Source organism: Desulfosediminicola ganghwensis (genome assembly GCF_005116675.2).
GTDB classification, from domain to species: Bacteria; Desulfobacterota; Desulfobulbia; order Desulfobulbales; family Desulfocapsaceae; genus Desulfopila; species Desulfopila ganghwensis.
Genome location: NZ_CP050699.1, coordinates 5,338,374 through 5,363,924, shown reverse-complemented (window position 1 = coordinate 5,363,924; position 25,551 = coordinate 5,338,374). Strand labels below are relative to the sequence as shown.

General features: G+C 50.5%; 22 protein-coding genes. 18 read left to right on the top strand and 4 right to left on the bottom strand.

The annotated features are described in order from the left end of the window. Both FCL45_RS23130 and FCL45_RS23125 read right to left on the bottom strand, forming a co-directional pair. Nucleotides 1-3,183, bottom strand: a complete 3,183-nt coding sequence (locus FCL45_RS23130) for an efflux RND transporter permease subunit (protein ID WP_136795709.1) — start codon at nt 3,181-3,183, stop codon at nt 1-3. A 12-nt stretch (nt 3,184-3,195) separates the two neighbouring features. Continuing rightward, the gene (locus FCL45_RS23125) at nt 3,196-4,353 is read right to left on the bottom strand and encodes an efflux RND transporter periplasmic adaptor subunit (RefSeq protein ID WP_228721405.1); all 1,158 of its coding nucleotides are present in this window, start codon (nt 4,351-4,353) and stop codon (nt 3,196-3,198) included. A 479-nt stretch (nt 4,354-4,832) separates the two neighbouring features. Here FCL45_RS23125 and FCL45_RS23120 point away from each other — a divergent pair, with 479 nt between their 5' ends. The 5 genes from FCL45_RS23120 to FCL45_RS23100 all read left to right on the top strand — a co-directional run bounded on the left by FCL45_RS23120 (nt 4,833) and on the right by FCL45_RS23100 (nt 11,356). Further along, nucleotides 4,833-6,119 (top strand): DUF2325 domain-containing protein, encoded by a 1,287-nt coding sequence (locus FCL45_RS23120; RefSeq protein WP_136795707.1) that lies wholly within the window; start codon nt 4,833-4,835, stop codon nt 6,117-6,119. A 36-nt stretch (nt 6,120-6,155) separates the two neighbouring features. Further along, on the top strand, nt 6,156-6,521 hold the full coding sequence (locus FCL45_RS23115; protein WP_176360087.1) for a hypothetical protein: 366 nt from the start codon (nt 6,156-6,158) through the stop codon (nt 6,519-6,521). Nucleotides 6,522-6,618: 97 nt separating this feature from the next. Then, the gene (locus tag FCL45_RS23110; protein WP_136795706.1) at nt 6,619-7,065 is read left to right on the top strand and encodes a flavodoxin; all 447 of its coding nucleotides are present in this window, start codon (nt 6,619-6,621) and stop codon (nt 7,063-7,065) included. Between the two features lie 387 nt (nt 7,066-7,452). After that, the gene (locus FCL45_RS23105) at nt 7,453-9,447 is read left to right on the top strand and encodes a MopE-related protein (protein ID WP_136795705.1); all 1,995 of its coding nucleotides are present in this window, start codon (nt 7,453-7,455) and stop codon (nt 9,445-9,447) included. Nucleotides 9,448-9,889: 442 nt separating this feature from the next. Beyond that, nucleotides 9,890-11,356 carry a B12-binding domain-containing radical SAM protein gene (locus FCL45_RS23100; RefSeq protein ID WP_136795704.1) on the top strand — a complete coding sequence of 489 codons (1,467 nt, stop codon included), beginning with the start codon at nt 9,890-9,892 and terminating at the stop codon, nt 11,354-11,356. 113 nt (nt 11,357-11,469) lie between these two features. Here the strand turns inward: FCL45_RS23100 and FCL45_RS23095 are convergent, their stop codons facing one another. Beyond that, nucleotides 11,470-12,234, bottom strand: coding sequence for a hypothetical protein (locus FCL45_RS23095; RefSeq protein ID WP_136795703.1), 765 nt, complete (start codon nt 12,232-12,234; stop codon nt 11,470-11,472). Nucleotides 12,235-12,327: 93 nt separating this feature from the next. Beyond that, a complete protein-coding gene (locus tag FCL45_RS23090; RefSeq protein ID WP_136795702.1) occupies nt 12,328-12,900 on the bottom strand; it encodes an acyloxyacyl hydrolase in 573 nt (190 codons plus the stop codon). Nucleotides 12,901-13,171: 271 nt separating this feature from the next. Here FCL45_RS23090 and FCL45_RS23085 point away from each other — a divergent pair, with 271 nt between their 5' ends. The 13 genes from FCL45_RS23085 (at nt 13,172) to FCL45_RS23025 (ending at nt 25,545) form a co-directional block, all read left to right on the top strand. Continuing rightward, nucleotides 13,172-14,674, top strand: a complete 1,503-nt coding sequence (locus tag FCL45_RS23085; protein WP_136795701.1) for a phytoene desaturase family protein — start codon at nt 13,172-13,174, stop codon at nt 14,672-14,674. Then, on the top strand, nt 14,653-15,903 hold the full coding sequence (locus FCL45_RS23080; protein WP_136795700.1) for a beta-ketoacyl-[acyl-carrier-protein] synthase family protein: 1,251 nt from the start codon (nt 14,653-14,655) through the stop codon (nt 15,901-15,903). Before FCL45_RS23085 ends, FCL45_RS23080 begins: the two co-directional genes overlap by 22 nt. Beyond that, nucleotides 15,903-16,166, top strand: a complete 264-nt coding sequence (locus tag FCL45_RS23075; protein WP_136795699.1) for an acyl carrier protein — start codon at nt 15,903-15,905, stop codon at nt 16,164-16,166. Before FCL45_RS23080 ends, FCL45_RS23075 begins: the two co-directional genes overlap by 1 nt. Nucleotides 16,167-16,206: 40 nt before the next feature. Continuing rightward, complete coding sequence (locus FCL45_RS23070) at nt 16,207-17,001, top strand: lysophospholipid acyltransferase family protein (protein WP_136795698.1); 795 nt, start codon at nt 16,207-16,209, stop codon at nt 16,999-17,001. A 6-nt stretch (nt 17,002-17,007) separates the two neighbouring features. Next, entirely contained in the window at nt 17,008-18,336 is a 1,329-nt protein-coding gene (locus tag FCL45_RS23065) for a phenylacetate--CoA ligase family protein (RefSeq protein ID WP_228721403.1), read from the top strand. Between the two features lie 67 nt (nt 18,337-18,403). Continuing rightward, complete coding sequence (locus FCL45_RS23060; RefSeq protein WP_136795697.1) at nt 18,404-19,441, top strand: radical SAM/SPASM domain-containing protein; 1,038 nt, start codon at nt 18,404-18,406, stop codon at nt 19,439-19,441. Between the two features lie 40 nt (nt 19,442-19,481). Continuing rightward, on the top strand, nt 19,482-20,024 hold the full coding sequence (locus FCL45_RS23055) for a beta-ketoacyl synthase N-terminal-like domain-containing protein (protein ID WP_136795696.1): 543 nt from the start codon (nt 19,482-19,484) through the stop codon (nt 20,022-20,024). Nucleotide 20,025: 1 nt separating this feature from the next. Next, a complete protein-coding gene (locus tag FCL45_RS23050; protein WP_136795695.1) occupies nt 20,026-21,285 on the top strand; it encodes a B12-binding domain-containing radical SAM protein in 1,260 nt (419 codons plus the stop codon). Further along, complete coding sequence (locus tag FCL45_RS23045; protein ID WP_136795694.1) at nt 21,270-22,619, top strand: lipid biosynthesis B12-binding/radical SAM protein; 1,350 nt, start codon at nt 21,270-21,272, stop codon at nt 22,617-22,619. Before FCL45_RS23050 ends, FCL45_RS23045 begins: the two co-directional genes overlap by 16 nt. 22 nt (nt 22,620-22,641) lie before the next feature. Then, entirely contained in the window at nt 22,642-23,823 is a 1,182-nt protein-coding gene (locus FCL45_RS23040; protein WP_136795693.1) for a DUF2062 domain-containing protein, read from the top strand. Between the two features lie 4 nt (nt 23,824-23,827). Continuing rightward, on the top strand, nt 23,828-24,727 hold the full coding sequence (locus tag FCL45_RS23035) for a lysophospholipid acyltransferase family protein (RefSeq protein WP_228721402.1): 900 nt from the start codon (nt 23,828-23,830) through the stop codon (nt 24,725-24,727). A 23-nt stretch (nt 24,728-24,750) separates the two neighbouring features. Further along, a complete protein-coding gene (locus tag FCL45_RS23030) occupies nt 24,751-25,005 on the top strand; it encodes a phosphopantetheine-binding protein (RefSeq protein ID WP_136795692.1) in 255 nt (84 codons plus the stop codon). A 90-nt stretch (nt 25,006-25,095) separates the two neighbouring features. Continuing rightward, nucleotides 25,096-25,545, top strand: coding sequence for a hypothetical protein (locus FCL45_RS23025; RefSeq protein ID WP_136795691.1), 450 nt, complete (start codon nt 25,096-25,098; stop codon nt 25,543-25,545). Nucleotides 25,546-25,551: the final 6 nt, after the last annotated feature.

Here is a 25,551-nt window from a genome sequence, read left to right as displayed (position 1 = left end):
TTATTCCGCTCCTTTTGCAGTTTCCGCCTCAGGCAGAGTTGCCTGAGATGATTCTGTGTTGGCGATTGCCTCCTGCTTTTTGCGATCTATGCCGAATACCTTCAAGACAAATACAAACAGTACCGGAATAAAGAGCACGCCAAATATTGTTGCACTGGTCATCCCGCCGATTACACCTGTTCCGATCGCTCTCTGGCTAGCTGAACCGGCTCCGGTAGAGGTCGCCAGGGGCACAACACCCAGGGTGAATGCCATGGAGGTCATGATGATGGGGCGAAAGCGGAGCTTTGAGGCTGTAACTGTCGCCTCAAGTAAGCCTTGCCCCTGGGCGTAGAGGTCTTTTGCAAATTCAACGATCAAAATTGCGTTCTTGGCAGAGAGACCGATAATGGTGATAAGACCTACCTTGAAGTAGACATCGTTCTCCATTTGCAGAACCATTGTTGCCAGAACAGCACCAATCGCGCCGATTGGAACGATGAGCATTACCGAAAACGGGATGGCCCAGCTCTCATACAGGGCGACAAGCAGCAGGAAAACGATCAGCAGTGCCAGGGCAAAGAGGTACAATGCCTGGTCACCGGCGAGTTTTTCCTGATAGGAGAGACCTGTCCACTCCGAACCAACCCAGGTTGGCAGCAGATCGACGATACGTTCCATCTCGATCATTGCCTGACCGGAGCTGCTGCCGACCTGGGCGTCACCAGCTACCTTGAACGCGTCAAAGCCGTTGTAACGGTTAAACTGGACCGGGCCGGTTTCCCAGGAGGTACTGACAAATGATTTCAGAGGCACGTCCTCTCCCATCCTGTTCTGCACATAGAGCTGGTCGAGGCTTTCCGGGGTAAGTCTGTGCTCTCCGCCAGCCTGAACCACAACACGCTGAACACGGCCGTCACGAACAAATTCGTTGATCGTCGCAGAGCCGTAGGAGGTAGATAAAACGGTACGAATTGCACTGAAATCAACTCCAAGCACTTCTGCTTTTTGACGGTCGATATCGAGGCGAAGCTGAGGTGCGTCCGGCAATCCTTCGATTCGGCTCTGACGCACAATGGATGAACTGTTTGCTTCCTGCAGCAGGGTATTCAGCGTAGATCTGAACTCGGCCCGGTCGGTGCCGTTGTAATCCAGTACGCGAAGTGAAAAACCGCCCATGGCACCAAGACCATCTACGGCCGGTGGATTCACAGAGAAGACCATACCGTCCTTATTGGTGGTAAAGAAATAACCATTGGCTTTAGCAATAAGGTTTGCGACCGATTGTTCCTTGCTTCTTTCAGACCAATCCTTCAATTCAACAAAGGCCAGACCTGCATTCTGGCCCTGTCCGGAGAAACTGAAGCCGTTAATCGAAACAACATTCAATACTTCCGGTTGGGAGAGGAAAAATTTCTCGACATTTTCCATCACCTCGAGGGTCCGGTTGTAGGTCGCACCGGCGGGGAGCTGGACATTGACCAATGCCAGCCCCTGATCCTCATCCGGAACGAATGATTCCGGCATTCGGAGATAGGTATAGCCGAGGGCACCGAGGATTACTGCATAGATAATCATGACCCGGCCGGTTCTACGGACCAGGCCGTTGGTCAGCCCGACATAACCATTGGTCAACCTGTTGAAGGAGCGGTTGAACATCCCGAAAAAGCCTCCCTTCTCCTCACCATGATTGCCGGAAATCGGTTTAAGCATGGTGGCACAGAGCGCGGGAGTGAGGGACAGAGCAAGAAAACCGGAGAAAATAATGGAGATCGCCAGCGATATGGAGAACTGCTGGTAAATAACACCAACCGAACCGTCCATAAATGCCAGCGGGAAGAACACGGCGGCAAGTACCAGGGTGATACCTACAATGGCGCCGGAAATCTGTTTCATGGCCTGAATGGTGGCCTCTCGGGGCGAGAGTCCCTCTTCAGCCATAATGCGTTCAACGTTCTCGACCACAACAATGGCATCATCTACCAGAATACCGATGGCCAGAACCATGCCGAACATGGTCATCATGTTGATTGAGAAGCCGAGCACTTCCATCAGGGCGAAGGTACCAAGCAGGCAGATCGGTACAACGATGGTGGGAATAATCGTGTAGCGAAAGTTTTGCAGAAAAAGAAACATCACCAGGAATACCAGCAGCACGGCTTCCAGCAGGGTGTATATTACTTTTTCAATGGCGACCTTGACGAACTTGGAAGTATCGTAAGGAATCGAATACTGGATATCATCCGGGAAGTTTTTGGAAAGCTCTTCCAGCCTTTCCTTGATGGCGTCGGCGGTGGCGATGGCGTTGGCCCCCGGAGCAAGCTGGACGGCGGCAACCGCGCCGCCGATACTATTCACCCGGGAAGATATATTATAGGATTCCGGTCCGATTTCAATTCGGGAGACATCTCGAAGATGAACAGCGGAACCGTCATCTTTGGAGATCAGTACAATATTGCCAAATTCTTCCGGGGTGATCATGGTACCGTCGACCATGAGGGTGGCAGTCAGCTCCTGGCTGGTGGGGCTTGGTCTGTCACCGAAACTACCTGCGGGAACCTGAATGTTCTGTGAAGCAATGGCCTGGCTGATATCAGTCACTGAAAGGTTGTAGCTTATCAGTTTCTGCGGGTCAAGCCAGACACGCATGGCACTTTCGCTGGTAAAAAACTGCACGCGACCGACACCGGGAATTCGCCTGATATCGTTGTTGATATTTCGGGCAGCGTAATCGGCGAGTCGCTGAACATTGGTATCTTGAGCACCTTCATGGTAATTCAGGGCATAAACCATGAGAAAGCCGGCACTGGCCTTGTCTACATTGATTCCCTGATTTCGGACCACTTCGGGCAACCGGGGCTCAGCCCGGCGGATACGGTTCTGGATATCAACCTGAGCCATGTCTGCGTCAGTACCAGGCCCGAAGGTAATGGTGATTTCACCTGAGCCATTGGAGTTACTGGTAGATTCAAAATAGAGCAGTCCGTCGGCACCGTTTATTTCTTCCTCGATAAGGCCGATAACTGAATCATTCAGGGTTTCAGCCGAAGCTCCGGGATAAAAAACACCAACGCTGATCTGCGGGGGGGCTACCTGTGGATATCGCTCAACGGGCAGGTTGGGAATAGCCAAGAGGCCTGCCATTGCGATAAAGATAGCGACGACCCATGCAAATTTGGGTCTTTCGATAAAAAACCTAGACATCGTTTCTCCTGCTTACTTTTTGGCGATTTGACTGGTGTTCTGATCGGTTATAGCGGAGATGTCCAGCTGCATACCGGGGCGGATTTTGTCTGCACCGTTAACAATTACCTGGTCGCCGGCGCTGAGGCCTTCGATAATCTGCCACTCACTGCCTTGCATTTTGCCGGTAACCACCTCTCTCACAGTCGTAACGGCCTGGGCATCAACAACAAATACTGTGGCATTTCCTGTACTGGTTAGGGTTACAGCTCTTTGAGGGATGAAAACCGCCTCGGGAAATGACTCAAGCTCCACAGTGACCTGAACGAACATGTTCGGCAGCAGCAGGCCCTGAGGGTTGGCAAATTCGCCTCTCAGGCTCACCTGACTGGTGGTGCGGTCTACATTTACATCGGAGAATAGGAAACGGCCTTCCTGGGTATAGTCAATTTCATCCAGATTAATGGAAACAGGTGCGTCATTATCGGTGCGGGTAGACTTCATACGCAGATAGTCGGAGAGCGGTTGGGAGAAGTCGGCATAGATGGGATCAAGTTGCTGAATCTTTGCCATAGCTGTAGCTTCACCCTGCCCGACAAGGGCACCCTCAGTGACAAGTGCACGTCCGATGCGGCCGGAGATGGGGGCCACTACGGTGGCGTAGCCAAGGTTGAGCTCGGCGGTCTTAATCTGGGCCAGGGCAGATTTTTTGGCAGCTTCGGCCGCTTTCAGATTTGCGGTTGCTGCATCAAATTCCTGTGGACTGATGGCGCCGATTTTATTTAACGGCTCAGAGCGATTATACTCGGCCTGTGCCTGGAAAAAACTTGCGTCCGCCTGTGCCAGGCTAGCTTTTGCCTGGGCCAGGGCGGCTTCGAAAGGTGCCGGGTCTATCTGGAACAGGATCTGTCCTCTGTCAACGTCTGCACCTTCTTCGAAGTTACGGCTCAAGACGATGCCGGCAACGCGGGCACGAACATCTGCGACACGCACTGGAGAGATTCTACCGGGAAGTTCAACGGTCGAGGTGTAGGGCTGAGTTGTTATCGTGGCGATGTCGATTGCAGGTGGCGGCATTGCTGGTGCACTGGCTTTGGTTTGCTCGCTTTCTTTGCATCCACTGAGCAGCAGGGGAAGTAAGAGCAGCATGGCCACTCCGATGGAAGTAGGCTTGAGGTACTGACGTTTCATTAAAAGCTCCATGATAGTAAATTGTATCCTGGGTGAATCCTTAACGTGATTCCGGAGATGCTTAAGATTGAGAATCCCAGCTCGTTCTGCTCCTGTCCTTTTCTAGCTTGAAATAATGAGAGAATTTCTCATTTTGTTGATTAAGTCTGGGGACCATACAGCATGGGGGGTTAACAGCGGGTTAATGGAATTTTAGTTTTTCGGATAAACTTTCTGGAATTCTCTCTATATTGTCGAATTACCGTTTTTAAAAAAATATTAGACCAGGAATATTTCTTTTGTAGGCCAGGGAAAGTTAAGGGTGCCTAATAAAATCTTTGACCTTGGATTCTGAATTGAGTAGATTGCCTGATCAGTCGGATCTGATCGAAACATCTTTCGTTCATCATCTGCATGATTGGAAATTGTTTATGGTGGCAGCAGGTTGAGCTGTCATTTTTTTTGGAGCAAGAGTTAGGAGTAGCTAACAAGGTGCGGTGATGAAGGGTGACATTGAGTTGGTGGAAGAGTCTAAAAGTTGCAACGGGCGGAGTGTCCGGAAAAAGTTGTGGCAGCTGGAGCAGCGGTATCACTGTTCGCTGATTGGAATCTGTTTAAGCCGCAACGATCTGCGATCCTTTTCCCAGAGAAAATCGTATGGGATAAGCAGCAAAGCAAATGATTTTGAGATTCACCAACATCTTACCGGGATAGCGTCTCTGCGTTCAACTCAATCCAGGGTACTTCATAAAATGCTGGACCATAAATACAGCCAGGCGGTCCGGCGCTACAGCAGTTGCAGTGATGATGAGGCAATAAGGGCCCAATGGGAAGAAGATCAGCGGGCAGGCAGGGTTGCCGGAGCATATTGGGCGATTATGACCAGTGGCGTCTGTAGTTCCCGCTTACTTGATCGGGTCTATGGTGACTCTCATATGATCAGTTTCGAGACATTTTCCTCCCAGCTCCAACGTAACAGAAAGGTGCAGGACCTGCGTTCAAAATTGCTCAAAATGAAAGAACAGGCAGCTTTGAAGCAGCGAGTTTTTGCAGATGAGAGCAAGCTCAGAGAAGAGATCGCCGTTCAATTGCAGCTTGAGCGGAGTGAAATGGAAGCGTTGAAGCGGGAAATGAGCGATCTGGCTGCTGTGAACAGTCTCCTGCAGAAAGAGATCAGTCAAAATGTTCCGCAAGCATTAACAAAACTGCGCAATGAGTTGGAGCTCCTGAAATCACAAAATGATGATCTGAAAGCTGAAAACGCTCAGATCTTAGGTGAATGTAAGGGCCTTGAACAGCAGGCTGACAAAAGCGAGAAAGAGGCAGGTGACCAGCTGAAGAATCTCAAGGAACTCACGCTTGAGAATCACAGCCTGAAAGCGGAACTCGCTGCCATTGAAGCAATGCTGAGAAGTGATGGTACGGCAGTATCTCCATGTGACGATTGTGGTGACTTTTCTGCAGGCCAATGTATAGGGCCGGATCTGTGCGGGAAAACGATACTCTATGTTGGTGGTCGCCACAATATGATCTGCCACTACCGGGAAATGGTGGAAAACAGGGGTGGTAATTTCCTCCATCATGACGGTGGTCGGGAAAATTCACGTCAGCTTCTGCCGAAGATGCTCAATGGCGCGGACGCTGTTTTATGCCCGGTCGATTGTATAAGTCACGATGCCTGTAGCCGGGTAAAGAAAGAGTGTAAAAAATACCAGAAAAAATTCGTCATTATGAGGAGTTCGGGGCTCTCTTCACTCGCAAGAGGGTTGGGGATGATTCAAGTATGACTTTTAAGATTTATAAATACGAACAGGACTAATAGCATGATCACTAATAGAAATGTCAGGTTAGAAGAACGTAATGGAAATCTCCATGTCAGGCCGCACGGTCAATTTTGTGCAAAAACTGCTGAGATAATGGCCGCTATGATGAGCAACTCATATCGTGGAAAAGGCAATATTTTCATTCACACCAAGTTGATAACACAGGTTTCGCCTGACTCCAGGGAGATGTTCAATGAAATGGTTGGCACATTGGGATTACCGAGAAAAAGTATTTACCTGATGGGAGAGACGGGAAAGGATATCTGCCATGATGAAGGACGAGTAATAGTACCTAAAGCGAGAAAAAACAGGCATCGCTGCGGTGGGAATTGTGCCAATTGCAGCTGCAAAAAAAGGTTGCAATGACTTTGTGCTGAAGCCGGCACTGGTTGTGCGCCTCTGAGAGCAGACTTGCCCGCATCAGCAATTACATTCCATAATATTACCCTTTAGGAGTAGAAAAATGGCACGCGCTTTAGTGGTTTATGGTTCAACGACCGGAAATACAGAGATGGTGGCAGGTAAAATAAGTGAAGTTCTCGGCGAGAAAGGTGTCGAGGTAACTGTTAAAAATGTTTTCGACACCAAGGTGGCTGAACTTGGCAATGGCTACGATCTTACTGTACTCGGGGCTTCGACCTGGGGAATGGAAGAGATCGAATTTCAGGAGGATTTTGAGCCGTTTTTTGAAGAGATGAAGTCGGCAGAGCTGTCGACTAAGAAGGTGGCACTCTTTGGCTGTGGCGACTCCAGCTATGAGTATTTCTGCGGTGCGGTGGATGAACTCGAGTCACTCATGGAAAAACTTGAGGCAAAGGTGGTGAATGAGCCTCTTCGCATTGACGGAGATCCGGAAGATGTTCACTCAGAGATAGAAGAGTGGGCCGAGGAGGTAGCCTCAGCGGTTTAATACCATTTTCAATTCATGTTCCCCCAATGCCCCCGGTAGCAGTGCCGGGGGCATTCTCTTTTTACCAGACTCTGGTTTGCTGCTTATCCCTTCTGTTTCTGCCTGGCTTCTTTCTTTTGTTGATAATCATTACTTGAACTTTTTTTCTTCTTTCACATAGCGGCAATTTCAGTACCACACCCGTCTGTAAAGGATTTGCGCGCAATAGCTAAGATATCAGCCGAAGTCCCTACAATTGTACCTGTTATTTTATATTGCATCTGGGAAGGAAGACGGCTAGTGTGCGGATAAGAATTATGTAATTTAGTAAAATTAGGTAATTCGGAAATTGGAGGGATTTCTGAGTGCCTTTCTACATTACAACCGATACGAAGGAGGAGTGGAAGCATGCGAAAGTTCATTTTGTGTTCTGCGCTAGTGCTCGTGATGACAGCCTTGTCAGGAGCAGCAGTAATGGCGGCAAAACCGGTGGATAACGATGGTGACGGGGTTACTGAAAGGAGTGATTGCAATGACAATAATGCTCTGATTTATCCTGGTGCTGCGGAAATTTGCACCGATGGGTTAGACAATAATTGCGATGGTCTCATCGACAGAGCTGATCCCACTTGTACAGCCGGGGTCTGTTCTGATGCTGATGGAGACGGCTATGGTTTTCCTGCTGATCCGAGCTGTAGCTATACCCAGGAAGATTGTAACGATACCCTTGCAAGCATCAATCCGGGCGCGAGCGAAGTTTGTGATAATGGGGTGGATGACAACTGTGATGGCCTGACCGACACGGCTGATCCTGCGTGTGGCACAAACCCGCATGCTTCTAACACCTGGCAGAATTACCCGCTGGACTGTCTGAGTTGTCATGATCAGCAGTTCAACGAAATGGCAGATTCAACCCATTACTGGTGGGTTGGAGATACCACGGAGATGGCTAATCAGAATGGCACCTTGCAGGGCAAGCTGACCAATTCTGTGAATAGCTACTGTATCAATATTCTCGGAGACTGGCCGGTCTGCGGTAAATGCCACGTAGGGCGCGGAAAGAGACCGGATGACCCCCAGGCGGATAAGACCAACATCGACTGTCTGGCGTGCCACAATGAGGATTATGCCATGGCAAGAACTCGTCTTGCCGACGGCTCCATGGCCCCGAGTCTGGCTGGAGTGGAGAATCCGACTGCTGAAGAGCTTCAGGTTCTTGATGGTTACACCCAAAATATTAATGCGCCCACCAGGAAAAACTGCCTGAAGTGTCATGCCTTTGCAGGCGGTGGCAATGCGGTCAAGCGCGGCGATCTTTCCATGTCCGGCACCGATCTGCATGGAGCTACCCTGTTGGAAGGTACCGACAATAACAGCGATCCAAACTTTGATGTTCATATGAATGTCATGGCTTCAGACCTGAAATGTCAGTCGTGTCATGTATTCCAGAACCATAAAACTATTGGTCGCGGTTCGGACCTGCGTCCGACAGATGACCTGGCCCGTGGCAGCGAGGTGAAGTGCGTTACCTGCCATGCCGGCTTTGATGTAGATGGCGGACATGCCGCGGCAGGTGCCAACCGTACCGATGCAGATCGGCACGTGAGCAAAGTTGCCTGCCAGTCCTGTCATATTGATCATTATGCGAAAGTGGCCACTGAACTCAACAGAGACTGGCGTTACAGCCATGACGGTACCCCGGCGGATGGCACCAATGGTCCCGGACATCCGGAGTTGACTATCGGGGAAGACTTGTCGCCGGTATATAAATTCTGGAATAGGTTGAGTGACAACTATCTGCTTGGGGATGTAGCGGTAATTGACCCGGAGACCGGGGCATACCCGACCTCTCGCCCAATTGGCGATATCAATGACGGCAAACTCTACCCTTTTAAGTATAAAACCGGAGTTCAGCCAATGGTCAGCAGCGACAGCAAACTGGTCGCTTTGGATACTTATGAATATCTGGCAGGCAGTGGTGATGTTGATCAGGCGGTGCAGTCCGGTCTGGTGAACATGGGATACCCGTCGACTGAGCCGGTCGAGTGGGTAACCACCGATACCTACCAGCTGCTCAATCACGGTATCGCTCCTGCGGCCAATGTAGATTGTGCCAAGTGCCATGGTGATCTCGATCTGGCCACTTTCAGTGAACTTGATAATCTCGGTTATGCGCTGAAAGGACCAAAGGCTCAGATCTGTTCACAGTGTCACCGCGAGAAAAATCTCAAGTCGGATCATCCAGGAATGCACAACCATGTCGACAAAGGAGTAGGGATGGATTGTCTGTTCTGCCACAGTTTCAGCAGACAGGAAGAACGTGGCGGTATCAGCCCCTGTGATTCGAACGCCACCGATTTTGTGGATACCAATCCTTTCGCACATCCGGAGTGTAGTCAGTAATATTCTGGTATCGATAACGAAGTTGAACAGTTGAATAGGGGCTGCAGTGTAAACTGCGGCCCTTATTTTTTTATCTGCTTACCACTAAAGCTCAGCTTCAAGCAGTGAGGCGTGAGGGGCAAGGTGATAAGAGTAACAACTTAAAGCTGAAAAGCCCTTATCTCTAAGCAGATTACATAATGATTTCAGTGAGTGATCACTTGAGAGTCGGTCACACCTCACACATCTCGTCTATTTACTCACATTTTCAAGCTAATGATTAGAGGTAAGTAGATATTTTCAAGCGATATTCTTCGGAGGATTCTGATGTTTATCCTATGCTCCTCATCGACAAATCGGATTTACGGGGGTACACTCTCAATCTTTTGAAATGTACACCGCATTGCCGGTCAGGTACCAGTTAGGTCGTTTTCAATATAGAGTAGCTTTCACAGGTGTAAGCATGCAGACAACAACAAATAAAGTCATTCTTCTTGTTCATCCCCTTGGTTACAGCAGCAGCAAGGCCGCAGGAGATGTGTCACGGCTTGCCAATATAATGCCGCCTCTGGGTTTGGCCTCGATTTCAGCCTACCTGACAGAACAAGGCTTTGATAATGATATTATCGACTGTTATGCCCATCCCCAATCCGAGCAGTTGATACAGGATTATCTTCGAGTCCATAAACCAGCTTTTATCGGTTTTTCATGCACCACTGCAAATTTTCTGGATGGAGAACGTCTGGCAAGAATGGCGAAAGAGGTGTTGCCGGAAGTAAAAGTCGTTTTTGGAGGCGTTCACGTTTCAGCACTCAAAGAGCGGGTGCTGCTTGACTATCCAGTGATAGATTATCTGGTTGTTGGTGAGGGTGAAGAAACTCTGAGTGAATTGTTACAGTCACCGGCAACTCCAAAGCTCATAGAAGGTCTCGTTTATAAAGATGTACAAGGGGAGGTGTGCTGGTCAGGGCGCCGTAAGCAGTTGCTGGATCTGGATAAGCTGCCGTTTCCGGCATACCATAAACTTGCCGGTTATCCCGACGCCTACAGCCTGCCTATATTCAATTACCCCAAAGTGCCGAATGGCAGCTGCCTGTCCAGTCGAGGTTGCCCATATGCCTGCAGTTATTGTGACCGTTCGGTTTTTAAACGGACATTCAGGTATAATTCTGCCGATTACCTCTATCGACATATGAAGTACCTGAAAGAGACCTACAGTTTGAAACATCTGAATTTCTACGATGACCAATTTACCTTTAACCGGAAAAGGGTTGCCGAGTTCTGTGAGTTGATTATCGCCCAGCCGCTCGGTATCACTTTCAACTGTGCGGCGAGAGCAGAGCACCTTGATCCGGAGTTGCTGCAACTCATGAAAAGGGCTGGATGCTGGATGATCAGCCTCGGTATTGAAACCGGTGACCCGGATTTACTTGCCAAGCATCGGCAGAATCCTGACTTGGAGATGTTGAAAGAGAAAGTGCACATGATCCAGTCGGCCGGTATCAGGGTGAAGGGGTTGTTAATGATGGGGTTGCCCGGTGAGACAGAAAAGAGCATCGAAAAAAGTAAAGAATATGTGCATTCCCTCAATCTCGATGATTTCAACCTGGCAAAATTCACACCATTTCCAGGCTCGCCCATCTACGATGGGATAAAAGGGGAAGGCGGGGAAATGTTGGGTACCTTCGATGAAGATTGGCGGGAGATGGACTGTATGCAGTTCCGGTTCGTGCCGAAAGGGATGACTGCCGAGAGGCTGGATGAGCTGTTTATTGATTTCTACCGGTCACATTTTCAGCGTGCCCGGGTCATTTGGGGGTATGTAACCATGTTATGGAAGTCACCGGACAGCTGGCTGCGATTTCTTGGCAATCTGATGTCTTTTCTGCGTTTTGCCAGAACGAACAAACGTATTGCGGAAACTAAATAGCATTTCAGGCAACTCTGCCGTGACGGCTGCTTACAGGAACCCTCGTAAATAGACAGATCACCAGCCATGCACGCAATTACGATTTTTCTTTTTCCGGCATGGCTGGCTGATGTTTAGGGCCTCAGGTTGGCAAGAGACTTCTGCGCGTGATTGGTCAGTGAGGTACTGTGAGAGTTGTCGATAACACCCTGAAGCACCTTGGCGTATTTGGCATCACCGGAAGTGGACAGCGCTTTACAGAGCCAGGCCAAAGTGTCGGAGTGTATCCGGCTACTACCGATAGTGGATTGCATGGAGCTGATGGCCTGTGCCACTTCCTGGTAGACCGGGGAGCTGAGCAGCTGCCCGCGATAGATGATTTTTGCAGCATCGCGCATGATCTTGTGATCGCCTGAACGAAGCATTGAGACCAGGCGGTTTTCTTCGTCGGTAAGCTTTTTGTTCCAGGAATAATCCGATCCCATTACTTCTTTGCGCTTGGCATAATTCCCAATCTGAGCAACGCTCTTTTTGGCATAGCCCTGAAGTTTTCTGTTCGGGCTGTTCCGGGCGACTTCGGTGAGCAGATCTGTGTAGCGGATATCGCCTGAAGCCGCGAGTGCTTTGCACATCCATGCCATTTCATCGATGTGTTTACTGCCACCTTTCTGGGTATAACCGGCTTCAAGAATCCGGGCGATCTTCTGATAAAGTGCTTCATTGTCAAATCCCGAGCGGGCTATGATTTTTGCAGCCTTGATGCGTTGATTGGTAGCAGGGGAATCAAGTGATGCCATCTGCTGAGCTATTTCAGAACTCCTGTCGTTTTGGGCATGAAGAGGAGCGAGAAAGAGAAAGGTTATGAAAAGAGCAGAAAATATGGATGTGATCGTTTTCATTTTGTCCTGATACATTTAAGATTACCGATGAATGAAGTACGTCGTTCGTTGGAATTTTGAAGTAGAAAACTGCCACCCAGATTATGTGGATAGTTAAAATAAATAACCGAATTGGAAAAGTAAGCCATTTATCCCTGCATTGTCACTGTGCAGTCCGCCATTTGAAATGTGAGTGGCGTGCAGCGCTTCAAAGAATGTTCGCCCGTCATCGCCTGAGATCTCGACGCCAATACCGGCCTGGGGATTAAAATTTATCCTGAGCCCCTGGTCTTCAACCTGAAAATCACTATAGATGATTCCGGCACCGCCTTCAATATATGGTCGCAGCTTATTGGTCTGAAATCTTTCTAAATAATAGACTGCATAAAAGTTCAGAGAAGCCATGAGGCGAAGACCGGAAAAATCTGCTGCCCCGATGTTCGTTTCGAGCTTGAATTTGAGTTGGTCCGGTGCCTGATGGGGAAAAATCTGTTCGTAATCATAGAGAGCAAGGCCGCTGAGCTGCACGAACTCAAATGTCGGGGCAGGGTGGTAACTTGCACCGGCTGTCATTGCTATTCCTACTCGTTCAGGGGAGGCAAGGTTAAATGCTTTTACCTGTTTAACACCAGAGCCGGATAGTATTGACGCGAGAGTTGCCAAAAAAAATATTATAATTTTGCGCATAATTAAGGGCCTGAAATCTTTTGTGGATGTAGCGAATTACCTGCCTTGGTCGGGAACTCGTAAGAGCGCCATATCAAATACTTGTTCTTCGATAATGCATATCCCGTTGAAATGGTCTATATAACGCGTTGAGATTGAATTGGTCATTTACCTGTGATTGTTGTTAACAATAACAGGAAGATATTGTAGCATGTGATAGCAAGCACTGGAAGATATTAATGTTTTCTGTGGGTTGAGGGGGCGGTTTTGTGTTTTGTTGTAGGGTGAGAAGGTGAAATGTGATGTTGTTGTTGTCGGAAGCGGCATAGCGGGATTGACAGCCGCCACCTTGTTGGCCAAGAATGGCAAAGATGTCCTGGTTCTTGAGCGACAGAGGCAGTTCGGTGGTGCAATTCGCCAGTTCCGGCGAAAAAAAATAGGTTTTGATGTCGGTTTTCACTACACAGGTTGCCTGGGTGAGGGAGAAATCCTTGATTTGCTCTGGCGCTATTGTGAGGTGCTTCCCGCCCTGCAAGTCGTGCCTGCTCCAAAAGATGGTCATGACAGTTATGAGTTTTTCGACAGTAAACAACCTGTACGTGGCTACTTCTCCTACCAGCGACTGGCTGAAGAACTACAGTCTCACTTCCCTGCAGAAAAAGATGCAATAACAACCTATCTCAGCTCTGTACAAGAAAAGTGTTCGGGGATTCCTTTTTATAATCCGGAGCTTCCCCTCACGCCTTTTTTGCGGGGATACAAATCACGCCCGGAATCTCTCGCCGAATTTCTCAATTCAATTACCAACGACCAGCGGTTGAAAACCGTTTTGACTGCTCCTGCCTTTCTGTATGGCGTGCCGGTTGGCCAGGCTTCGCTGGAAGTTCACTCCTTAGTGGCGCATGGCTATTATTCCGGTGCGTATACCATCGGCGGCGGAGGCCAGACAATTGTCGATGGCTTTGCGGTGGCTTTGAAGAGGCAGGGGGTGGAAATGTTCTCCGGCAGGGAGGTCGTCTCTATTCACCTGGCACAGGGAAAAGTTGCCGGTGTCAACCTTGCCGATGGAGAAAGAATACAGTGTAACCAGTTGATATTTACAGGGCATCCTTCAGCGGTTATCGATATGGTGCCGGAAAATGTTTTCAGACCGGCATACAGGAAGCGCTTAAAAGCCTTAACCAACAGCCTGTCGATGTTTGCGGTATTTTGCAAAACGGAAAAAGCGATCGATTACACAACCGGTGCCCTCAACTATTACCTGTTGCCCGAAAATGGTGATCCGCTGCCACAGTTTTCCGCAACACCTACCGGTGAAAGAGCGATGATGATGGCCGGCGCGGGCTCCCGGTCCGGCAGCGCAGATATGTCAGAGGCAGATCCCCATGGCGCCATTCTGCTCCGTCTGGGTTATTGGCAGGATGTCGAGCAATTTGCTGCTAGTTCGCAAGGAGAGAGACCACGGGCTTACCAGGAAATGAAGACAAGGGTTGCGGATGAAATGGTTGGTGCCGCCGAGAAACGCTGGGGGCATGTCTGCGGGAAGGTGGAACAGCTTGCCACCGGGTCGCCGCTGACATTCAGGGATGAATTGGCAGCCCCTGAGGGTTGCGCCTATGGCGCGATGCATTGCCTGGATCAGTTTACACCGGATGTGCGTACCCGTGTGCCTGGTCTTTATCTGAGTGGTCAATCAACATTGATGACCGGAGTGGTGGGAGCATCGATTTCCGGGCTTGTGGGTGCCGGGGAGATACTGGGGCTGGAAGATCTATGGGGGAAGGTGACAAGGTGAGTCTGAACAGAGTAGTTATCACAGGCAGAGGGGCTGTTTCGCCCTTTGGGCTTGGGGTAGATAAACTGATTGAAAATATCTGGGCTGGTAACTCCGCAGTGCGGGCTATGCCGGAATGGGATTCGATTACCGGCATGAACAGTCGGATTGCTGCTCCTGTCCCGGAATTTGACTGTAAAAAGCTGCTGCCCCGGGCAGTGCGCAGATCCATGGGGCAGATGGCAATTTATGCCGCGCTTGCCACCAAAGAGGCGATTGGAGATGCGGGGCTGACAGAAGATGTCGTTCAGGGCGGGGAAACCGGTGTTGCCATTGGCTCCACCACCGGCAGCCCGTCCATGTATGAGGCCTTTTACAGTAAATATTTGCCGGATCGAGTGTTCAGCGAGATTAAGTCCGGAGAGTTTTTCACCATGATGGGGCACAGTTGTGCAGCCAATGTCTGCCTGGCATTGGGGATCACGGGTGAGCAGTGGGCTCCCGTCAGCGCCTGCACCTCTTCATCCCAGGCTATCGGCCTTGGCTATATGCTCATTCAGGCTGGTCGTCAGGAGGTGATGCTTTGTGGTGGTGCAGAGGAGGCACACTCATCGGTCACGGGTGTCTTTGATTTATTGCGTGCTGCATCCCTGAACAACGACAATCCGGAGGGCGCCTGCCGGCCTTTTGACCAGGCCCGTGACGGCGTCGTGTGTGGTGGTGGCGCAGGCATTCTCGTGTTGGAGAGTTACACCTCGGCGAAGGCGCGCGGGGCAAAAATCTATGGCGAGATCGTGGGCTTCGGTAATGTCAATGACAGCCGGCATATCGCGAACCCGGACAAGAACTCGATGATGCGGGCCATGTCCAGGGCTATGGAGGAGGGTGGGCTCACTGCAAAAGACATTGATTATGTCAATGCGCATGCCACGGGCACAGAGCTTGGTGATATCGCGGAGGCTACTGCCATTGCTGCGGTGGTTGATGGAGAAACACCGGTCAGCTCCTTCAAGGGACATCTTGGACATACCCTGGGCGCCGCTGGCGCGCTCGAATTGATTGGGGTTTTGGCAATGCTTGAACGGCAGGATGTGATCCCCACCAGAAATCTCCAGGAGGTTGATCCCCGTTGTCTGGGTGCCAACCTGCAAATGGAGAAACGGAAGGCAAAGATTACTGCAATATTGAAGAATAATTTCGCTCTGGGAGGGGTTAATACCTCCCTGGCGATCAGAAAAATGGACGTGTAATGAAGGATGAAAATATTCGCCGGCGTATGATCGAGGTCTTGGCGGAAGAGTTTGAGTTGGATGCTGCCGAGATGATACCGGAGGCGACCCTTTACGAAGATCTTGGTCTTGATAGCCTGGACGCCGTTGATATGGTGGTGGTGCTGGAGAAAGAGTTTGGCATGAAGCTTACAGATGAAGAAGCGCTCAGGTCGATACGCACCATTGACGACCTCTACCAGTTCCTCCTGCAGTTAAAGGTGGAACAGGCTGAAGCTGCATAGTGGTTACGCCATTTGTAGCGGGAATGAATTGGGCGTGATCATGAAGAAACTGATATGGAATGTCTATTTCTGGTTGGTGTTTCTGGTGCTCACCTCAGTTGGAATCCTGCTGTTGCCATCTATTCTGGTAACGCAGATACTCCTTTTTTCCAGATCGTTACCTTCAGCGCTCAGGCGGGCGATTCGCTGGTATGGTTGGGTGCTGGTGTGCCTGGTTCCTTTTATGTCTCCGGTCCGGGTGCGTTACAGCACACGTGAGTTGCCGGAATCCGCTATTTTTGTAGCAAACCACAATTCTGCCATAGACCCGTACCTGTTTGGTGCAATTCCTGTTGAGAACAGCTTTGTCACCTCCTGGCCTTTTCGTATCCCGGTGTATGGCTTTTTTATGCGGCTTGCTGGTTATGCAAATGCCGAAGAGGGGTGGGATGCTGTACGCAGCAGGTGTAAGGCCTTGCTCGATGAAGGAAGTTACGTGACGATCTGGCCGGAAGGACACCGCTCAAGAAACAATCAGCTGGGACGTTTTAAAAACGGGGCATTTTCCCTGGCGATTGAGACAGGACGACCGCTGGTGCCGGTGTGTATTCTGGGAGCTGGCAAAATTCTTTCACCAGGCGAGCGGCTCATGGCCTGTGGAGAGGTTACGCTGATTGTGCTGGACCCGGTTTATCCGGCAGTCGATATTGGCGATGATGCCCTGGCGGTCAGACAGTTGCGCAGTGAAGTACACAAGATAATAGAGCAGACTTTGAGAGAAAACGGTCAATTTGCAGATGTAGATCTCCCTGGTTGTCCCCTTTCTGGTCCTGTTGAAACTTCCAATACTATGTAACGTCAAATGAATCAGATGGTTGAGCAGAATAGGTACAGCCTGCAGGAAGCGTTTGCCCTGAGGGAAAAGCCTTTGAAAGAGATTGAAGCGGTACAGCTCATATCCCTGAAAAAGCATATCCGTCGGGCGGGAACGACTGCCTTTTATCGGGAAGCATTTGACGCTATTGGTCTTGATGAAGCTGAGTTGTCCTCAATCAGCGATCTCACTCACCTGCCATTTACCACCCGGGAAGACCTGGACCGTTTTCCGGAAAAGTTCGGTGTTCGTGATCAGAAGAGTATCGTCGACGTGGCGCTCACTTCAGGCACAACTGGTAACGCGGTGATGGTCCCTTATACAGCAAATGATCTGCAGCGGCTGGCTTTCAATGAGGCTGTTGCTTTTCACAGCGTGGGGGTTCGAGCCCGGGACCGTGTGCTGCTCACAGTTACTCTGGACCGTTGTTTCATCGCCGGTCTTGCCTATTACAGTGGTGTGACCATGCTGGGAGCTGCAGCTATACGTAACGGTCCCGGCCAGCCTGCCCGGCAATGGCAGATCATTGAAACCCTCAGGCCACGGGTAGTGGTTGGCGTTCCGACCTTTCTATATGAGCTTGCCTGCTGGGGCAATGAACACGGCATTGATGTGTCGCAAAGTTCAATTGAGACCATTGTCACCATTGGTGAGCCGGCCCGACGCCCGGGTAATATATTGACGCCGTTGGGACAAAACCTCCATAAACTCTGGGGGGCAAACCTATATTCATCCTATGGAGCGACTGAGTTTGAGACCGCTTTTGGTGAATGTTCAGCCCAGGCAGGAGGCCATGTCCACCCGGAACTGATGCTGGTGGAAATTGTTGATGACCAAGGGCGGGTATTGCCGGATGGCGAGCAGGGGGAAGTAGTTGTGACACCTCTGGGAGTTGAGGGCTTTCCTTTGCTGCGACTGAGGACAGGCGATGTGGCGAGGCTTGATTCAACCCCTTGCACGTGCGGTTGGAACACCAAACGACTCGGGCCGGTGGAAGGTCGCCTGGCCCAGCGACTGAAGTATAAAGGTACCACTCTTTATCCTGAGACCATTTTCAATGTGCTGCAGGATGATCTCCGTATTTCCGGCGCATATGTTGAAGTCCGGCAGTCTGCGGATGGTTCCGATGATATCACGGTGGTGGTTGGCAGTGACGACAGCTCCCTGGATGTGCAGTTCATGGTCGAGCAACTGCAGGCCAGACTGCGGGTGAAGCCTGTTATCCGGGTGGACAGTGTTGCCGGGGTGAAGGCGGCAATGTTTGCAGATGGCAGTCGTAAGGCAAGGAAATATTTTGATTTTCGAAACGAAGAATGATTGCAGGTCCGCTCAAGGGCAAAATCTGTTTCGAAAATAGATATACAGATCCAGAGGTGAGGTATCAATGACATGTTTAGGTGAGCAACTGGGGATGGAATTTACCCCGGAAGAAATTGCTGAATGCCGGGAAAATAACGGGCTGCTATCGGTGGAACTGGAGTTGTCCAGGGTGTGCAATCTCCGTTGTGTGTACTGCTATGCCTCGTCTGGTGAGCCCCTGACCAACGAACTTTCCCTGGCTGAGATCTACGATATTATCGATCAGGCGAAGGGGCTGGGGGCAAAGAAAATTATCGTTCTTGGCGGTGGTGAGCCGATGCTCTATCCACACCTGCGGGAGGTTATCGATTATATCCTGGCAGGGGATATGGTGGTGGAACTCTTCACGAACGGGATCAACCTCACCGAGGAGTTTGCAACCTGGCTCTATCAGCGCCAGGTTGGGGTTGTGCTCAAAATGAACAGCCGGGAAGAGGCTGTTCAGGATAGCCTCGCCGGCAGGAAAGGGGCCTATACCACCATCGTCAAGGCAATGAGTGCGCTGAGATATGCCGGCTACCCTGATGAGCACAGTTCCCTGGGAGTCGAGACCATTATCTGCAAACAGAACTATGATGAACTTCCAGAACTGTGGCGCTGGGCCAGACGCCGTGGAATCACACCCTACGTGGAGACTCTGACCAATCAGGGCCGGGCGACTGAAGGCGAACAGCTGGAAGTCGAGCCGGAAAAGGTCAAGGCAATGTTTGAGGAACTGGCCCGCATAGACAGGGAAGAGTTCGAGTGTGGCTGGACGCCGCATCCGCCTCTGGTCGCATCACATTGTGCCCGCCACGAATATTCCTGCACGGTTACCACCACCGGTGAAATACAACCTTGTCCGGGAGTAAGTGTCTCGGCAGGATCGACACGTCAGCAGAGTCTGGCTGAAATAATCAGGCAGAGCAGGGTAATGCAGGATATGAGAAATATCCGCAGCCATATCAAGGGTGCCTGTGCCAGTTGCGAGATGAGTGATGACTGCTATGGCTGTCGTGGCCACGCGTATCAGGTGACTGGGGATTATTTCGCCGAGGACCCGCTTTGCTGGCTGAAAAAATGATAATAGACGTCTTTGTTCCGGCTTGAAGTGACCCGAAATTATGTCTGACGAAATATCACCTATAGAGCTTATTGCCGATGAGGCCTTTGCTGCCGCAAACACCTTTTTGGGAGGGTTGCCCAGCCGTTGGGGCCGCATGACACCGCTTAGCCGGCTGTTGATTGTTGAATGCGCCCGTCAACTGTTTGGAAGCAATGTGCTTGAGCCGGGTCAGCGTCTTTGTGATCTTGGCAGAAATGTCGGTCTGATAGGTGGAACCCGATGGGGTTCACTGCATACGGACCAGGCATTTATCGAAACCATGAGCGCCGGGCCGGGTTTGGCCAGTCCGGCCCTGTTCGGTTATACCCTCCCGAACACTCCTTTAGCTGAAGTTGCTGTTATGTTTGGGCTAACTGGCCCTGTATATGCCCTTTTTGATATTGAAACTCCCCTTGTATGCGCCACAGATGAGGCACGGATGCTCCTTGCCATGCAGAATGATCTCGATTTCATGCTTGCCTGTGAATTTGATCACCGGATCGTATGCGATGACGGCGATCAGCGAGAGGAGATTTTTGCAACCCTAACTCTGGTACAATAGAATGCCCTCCATAATCCTTGTTTATCCGAAGTGGAACAAAATACCTGAGCAGACTGAATTCCATCTGCCTCCACACGGTCCGGTTTGTGTCGCTGCAGCAATTCCTGAAAAGTATAGTGTTACTTTTATTGATGAAAATGTTGATGAGCTGGACTTTTCCGCTTCTGCCGATGTGGTCCTGCTTTCGATGATGCTTACCTGCCAATTGCCGCGAGGTCGTGAGATAGCAGATAAATTCAGGTCGTTGGGGGTTCCGGTGATTGCCGGTGGAATTTCCACCATGCTGCATGCCGAGGAGGTTGCGACCTTCGTCGATTCTATCTTTCTTGGCGAGGCCGAAGACGGCAGACTTGCCGGCGTACTAGAAGATCTGGAAAATGAGCGACTGGCGCCAAAGTATGATTATTTCCATGATTTTCCACCAATAGAAAGTGTCGGGCCCGCCCGCCGCTCCATTCTCAATCAAGAGCGCTATGTCTATCGGGGCGTGCGTATGGTCGATCTGGTCCACGCCTCACGTGGCTGTCGATTCAACTGTTTTCCCTGCGCTACTGCCTATCTTGGCGGCAGGCAGTTCAGGCCACGGCCGATCGAGCAGGTGGTAGCGGAGATTGAGGGTATTGATAACAATCGACTGTTTCTGGTGGATAACTCCCTGGCCCAGGATAAAAAGTGGGTCATGGAGCTTTTTGAGGCTCTGAAGCCACTGAAAAAGAAGTGGATTTCCCACCCAATTCTGGATGAGGAAGATGTCATAGCGAAAGCGGCTGAGGCAGGATGCTGGTATGTGTACCAGGCAGTTTTCGATACTTCGGATGTTATTCGTGAACGGGTTAAACGACTCAAGGATCACGGTATCGGAGTGGAAGCTGCTGTTCTGCTTGGCACCGATAACCAGGATGCCGATTACATCAAGCGTCTTGTTGATTTTCTGATTGAGATCGATGTGGACATGTCGGAATTTTCTATTCTCACACCGTTTCCCCATACACCGGTGACCGCCACCTATGAGAAAGAGGGGCGTATTCTCCATCGGGACTGGAGCCGTTATACCACCGCCGAGGTTGTCTATCAGCCGAAGAATATGAGCCCGGAAACCTTGCAGGAGATGTATGCATACGCTTGGCGGGAATTCTATCGCGATGTTCCTCAATCCCTCAGGATGGCACGACTTTTCACTGATCTTGTGAGAAAGGAAATGGCTGATGGAACCTATCAGTCACCCAAGCTGTCCGGAGATAGGAAATGGCTGAAGAACTAAGTTCGAAAGCCCAGGCCCGGTGTCTCATTGTCTCTTCCAATCAGGTGGTGACACCGTACCCTGTTTTTCCACTTGGCGCGGCCTATGTGGTGGCGGCTTTAAACAGACATGGCCATTCGGCCCGCCATTTTGACCTGCTTGGCGACGGTGGGATGGCCGGCTTTGTTGAACTGTTGCAGGAGCAGCAGTTCGATCTGGTCGGAGTCTCGATTCGCAATCTGGATACAGTGGATAGTGCTTCTCCCGATGAGTATCTGGATGGCGTGGTTGAGTTGGTTGGCCTGATACGGCAGACCCTGAACACCAGGATCGTTCTTGGTGGACCAGCCTTTTCCATCATGCCGGAGCGACTGATGGATCTTTTAGAAGCAGATTACGGGGTGGTTGGCGAGGGTGAAGAGGTGATGGTCTGGCTGGCTACGGAGATTGCTGCCGGGCGCTCTCCCCAGGAGAAGATCCTGAAGGCCCCACGCCTGGAGAGCTTTGCCACCAGGGCCGAGCCTGGAATCGCCACCGCTCAGTATTACACCAATCATGGCGGCATGCTCAATTTGCAGTCGAAGCGTGGTTGTCCCTATAGCTGCAGCTATTGTTCATACCCTACCATCGAGGGGCGGAAGATCCGGTATCGTGACCCGGAAGAAGTCGTCGAGGAGATGGTCAGGCTCAATAGAGATCATGGTGCCAAGTATCTCTTTTTTGCGGACAGTGTCTTTAATGACCCTGCAGGGAAGTATCTTGAGATAGCCGAAACTCTGATACGCCGTGAGATTTCAATTCCCTGGTGTGCTTTTTTCCGGCCTGAGAATATCTCCCGTGAAGATTTACGACTTTTGAAAAGAGCGGGGCTTGCGGCAGTTGAGCTGGGAACCGATGGCGCAACCGATACAACCCTGGCCGGCTTCGGCAAGGGGTTCAGCTACGGTGATGTTCTGAAAGTCCATGAGAATGTGATTGCCGAAGAGATCCCCTGCGCGCACTTCATCATGTTCGGAGGCCCGGGCGAGACACGTGCCACTGTAGACGAGGGGTTGAAGCACATAGAACAGCTGGATAAGTCAGTGGTTTTTGCCTTCATCGGTATTCGCATATTGCCGGGTACCGCGATTTGTGACCGGGCCATTGCCGAAGGGGTGGTAGCGGCGGATCAGTCCCTGCTGAAGCCCGTATTCTATTACTCACCGGAAGTGACACGGCAGGAAATAGAGACGAAAATCATGGCTTCATTCGCAACTAGAATGGATCGGATTTATCCATGCCATCAGTTCTATGATCGCATCGCGATGTTACATAAAATAGGTAAAGTCGGGCCGTTATGGGAGCTGCTGATATAGTGCAGCTGGAGGCGATTGATCTATGAAATATGAAAATGATCTGCAAATGCTTCTGGTTATCCCGCTGTACAATCATGGAGCGACTATTGGTGCCGTGGTTGAAAAGGCCCTGATCACAGGCTACCCGGTTCTTGTCGTCGATGATGGCAGTGAAGATGGCGGCCTGAAAAATGTCGCTCACCTGCAATGTCACAGCCTCAGGTTTGATGAAAACAGAGGGAAAGGTGCGGCAATCATGGCGGCGATAGCCTATGCGGCAGAGCACGGCTACGACGCGATCTGCACCATGGATGCAGATGGGCAGCACGACCCTGCCGATGCGATACAGCTCATAGATTCTGCTCATGAAGGGCGCTGGCCTGCGGTGGTAATCGGTGATCGCGCCATGATCCAGGACACGGTACCGGGTTCCAGTCATTTCGGTAAGAAATTTTCCAACTTCTGGGTGCGACTGGAGTGTGGGGAAGAACTCAATGACACCCAGAGCGGTATGCGGGTCTACCCGGTTCAGGAGTTGCTGGACCTCGAACTCTCCTGTAGCCGGTACGATTTTGAGATTGAGGCGTTGGTGAAACTTGTCTGGGGCGGAGTGGCCGTCAGATCGGTTCCGGTTTCAGTCCATTATCCCACGCGGGATGAGAGAGTAAGTCATTTTGACAAATTGCGGGATAACTGGCGACTGTCAATGTTACACACCAGACTTGTCGTACGAAGGCTATTGCCCTTTCAGCATAAACGACTGGTGAAAGAAGAAGAGCCAGGCCCCAAAGTGATCGATGTGAAAAATCCGTGGCAGACATTGAAAAATCTCTGCCAGGAGAGCGCTTCGCCTTTCTGGCTGGCGGTTGCGGTCTGGTTCGGTCTGTTTTTGGGAGCGCTGCCATTGATCGCCTGTCACACCATCGCGATCATTTATGTGACCTATCGGTTTCGTCTCAACAAGATAGCCGCGGTGGCAGCCAGCCAGTTCTGTATGCCGCCGGTGGTTCCTGCTCTGTGCATCGAGGTTGGATATTTTATGCGAACGGGTACTTTCCTGCTCGATCTTTCCTGGGAACGCTGGACTCTGGAGATTCACCAGCGACTTTTTGAGTGGTTGATTGGCTCAATGCTCGTCGGGCCGATCCTTGGAGTGGCAGGCGGGACGATTGTCTACTGGTTTTCGCGCAAGATGGTCGACAGACCAATCGAGACAGTGGGGTAGGGTTTTGGCACTGAAGCATCTTCTGCAAAAACTTGAAGCACTGGGGCATTGGTTTTTCTATATGATCATGCGGATTTTTGGCCCGTATGGACTCATAGCAGCACGGATACTGCTGGTACCGGTGATTTTATGTTATGTGGTGTTCAGCCGTAAAATCAATAAGACAATTACGGTGTACCTCAAGCATCGTTTTCCGGGTGAGCCAGGGTGGAAATATTTCAGCCATGTTTTCAGAAATGTCTACGCGTTCGGCTCCATACTGGTGGATCGTGGTTGGCTTGGTGTGAACCCCAGGGTGAATTTTGATGGAACATTTGAAGGGCTTGAGACCCTTTCGAAGCTGATTACTGAAGGTAAGGGGGTGGTGATGATCACCGCCCATGTGGGTAACTGGCAGACAGCGTTTGCCAACCTTGGTGATCTGGGCGCCAAGGTCCATGCAATGATGCAATACGACCAGCAGCTGGTGGCCAAACATTATTTTGATTTGCAGGGGACTACTCCTCCTTTTGAAATAATCTCAGTGGATGATGACTTTGGTGGCATGATAGATGCGGCGGCCGCTCTTTCGCGGGGAGAGATTGTCACCATTATGGCCGACAGGTATGTAAAAGGTTCCAGCACAGAGGTCGATTTTCTTGGAGCAAAAGTACGTTTGCCCGATGCTGCCTATGTGCTGGCGGCAGCGTCAGCCGCCCCGGTGGTGGTGGTACTTTCAGCGAAAACGGGCGTCAGATCTTACCAGATCAAAGTGTGGGATCATTTTTATCCCGAGTATGCAACCAGGGATGAGAGACAGCCAATGCTCAAGGAGTGTGCATCCAGGTACGCGAAGTCTTTGGAGAAGTATCTTAAGCGATACCCTTTCCAGTGGTACAATTTTTATAATTTTTGGAAGCAATAATAGTTAATTATCAGGTGAAAAGAATGGAAGACATGAAACAGCAGCTCAAAACAATCATCATCGACGAACTCAAAATCCAGGGTGTGACTCCTGCCGATATCGGTGACAAAGATCCCCTGTTTGGTGATGGTCTTGGTTTGGATTCCCTTGATGCCGTAGAGCTGGTGGTGGTGATTCAGAAGCATTTCGGTGTGCAGATAGCGGATATGGATGAAGGGCGAAAGGCGTTCGAGTCCGTTGAAACCCTGGCTGCGTATATAACCGAACACAAGAACTAAATGAATAGTACCAGGATGTTTCTGGAAAAGGCTGTGCTGTAATTTGCGTGTTAATACCTTGTATTCAATCAAAAATGAAGGGAGAAAACAATGTTGAGACAGAAGATTGCTGTAGCCGGAGTTGCCGCTCTGCTCACCCTGAGTGCCACATGCGCTCTGGCGGGTGATGTGAAGAAAAAATTCTCCATTGAGAGTGCCAGGAGCAGTTCCTCCGTTCAGGAAGTTTTAAACGGTGATGTGCTGTTTTACTGGGCTGGTCAGAAACATCCCAAAGTGCAGCATTCGTATGGTGAGTTTAAAACGAGTAAACGAACCAACGGATTAGGTAAGGCAAAGGATGGTGCTTGTGCCCATGCTCTTGCCTCGGCCTTGAAGGTGTTTGAAAAAAGGGCGATACAAGAGGGCGGAAATGCCGTAATTGATCTTCAGTCCAATATTAAGAACCAGGCTGAATCAAGTGCGACGGAGTATAGCTGTCTGGTTGGTTCGATGATGGTCAATGTTGCCTTGAAGGGCAAAGTAGTAAATGTAAAACGGTAATAAATA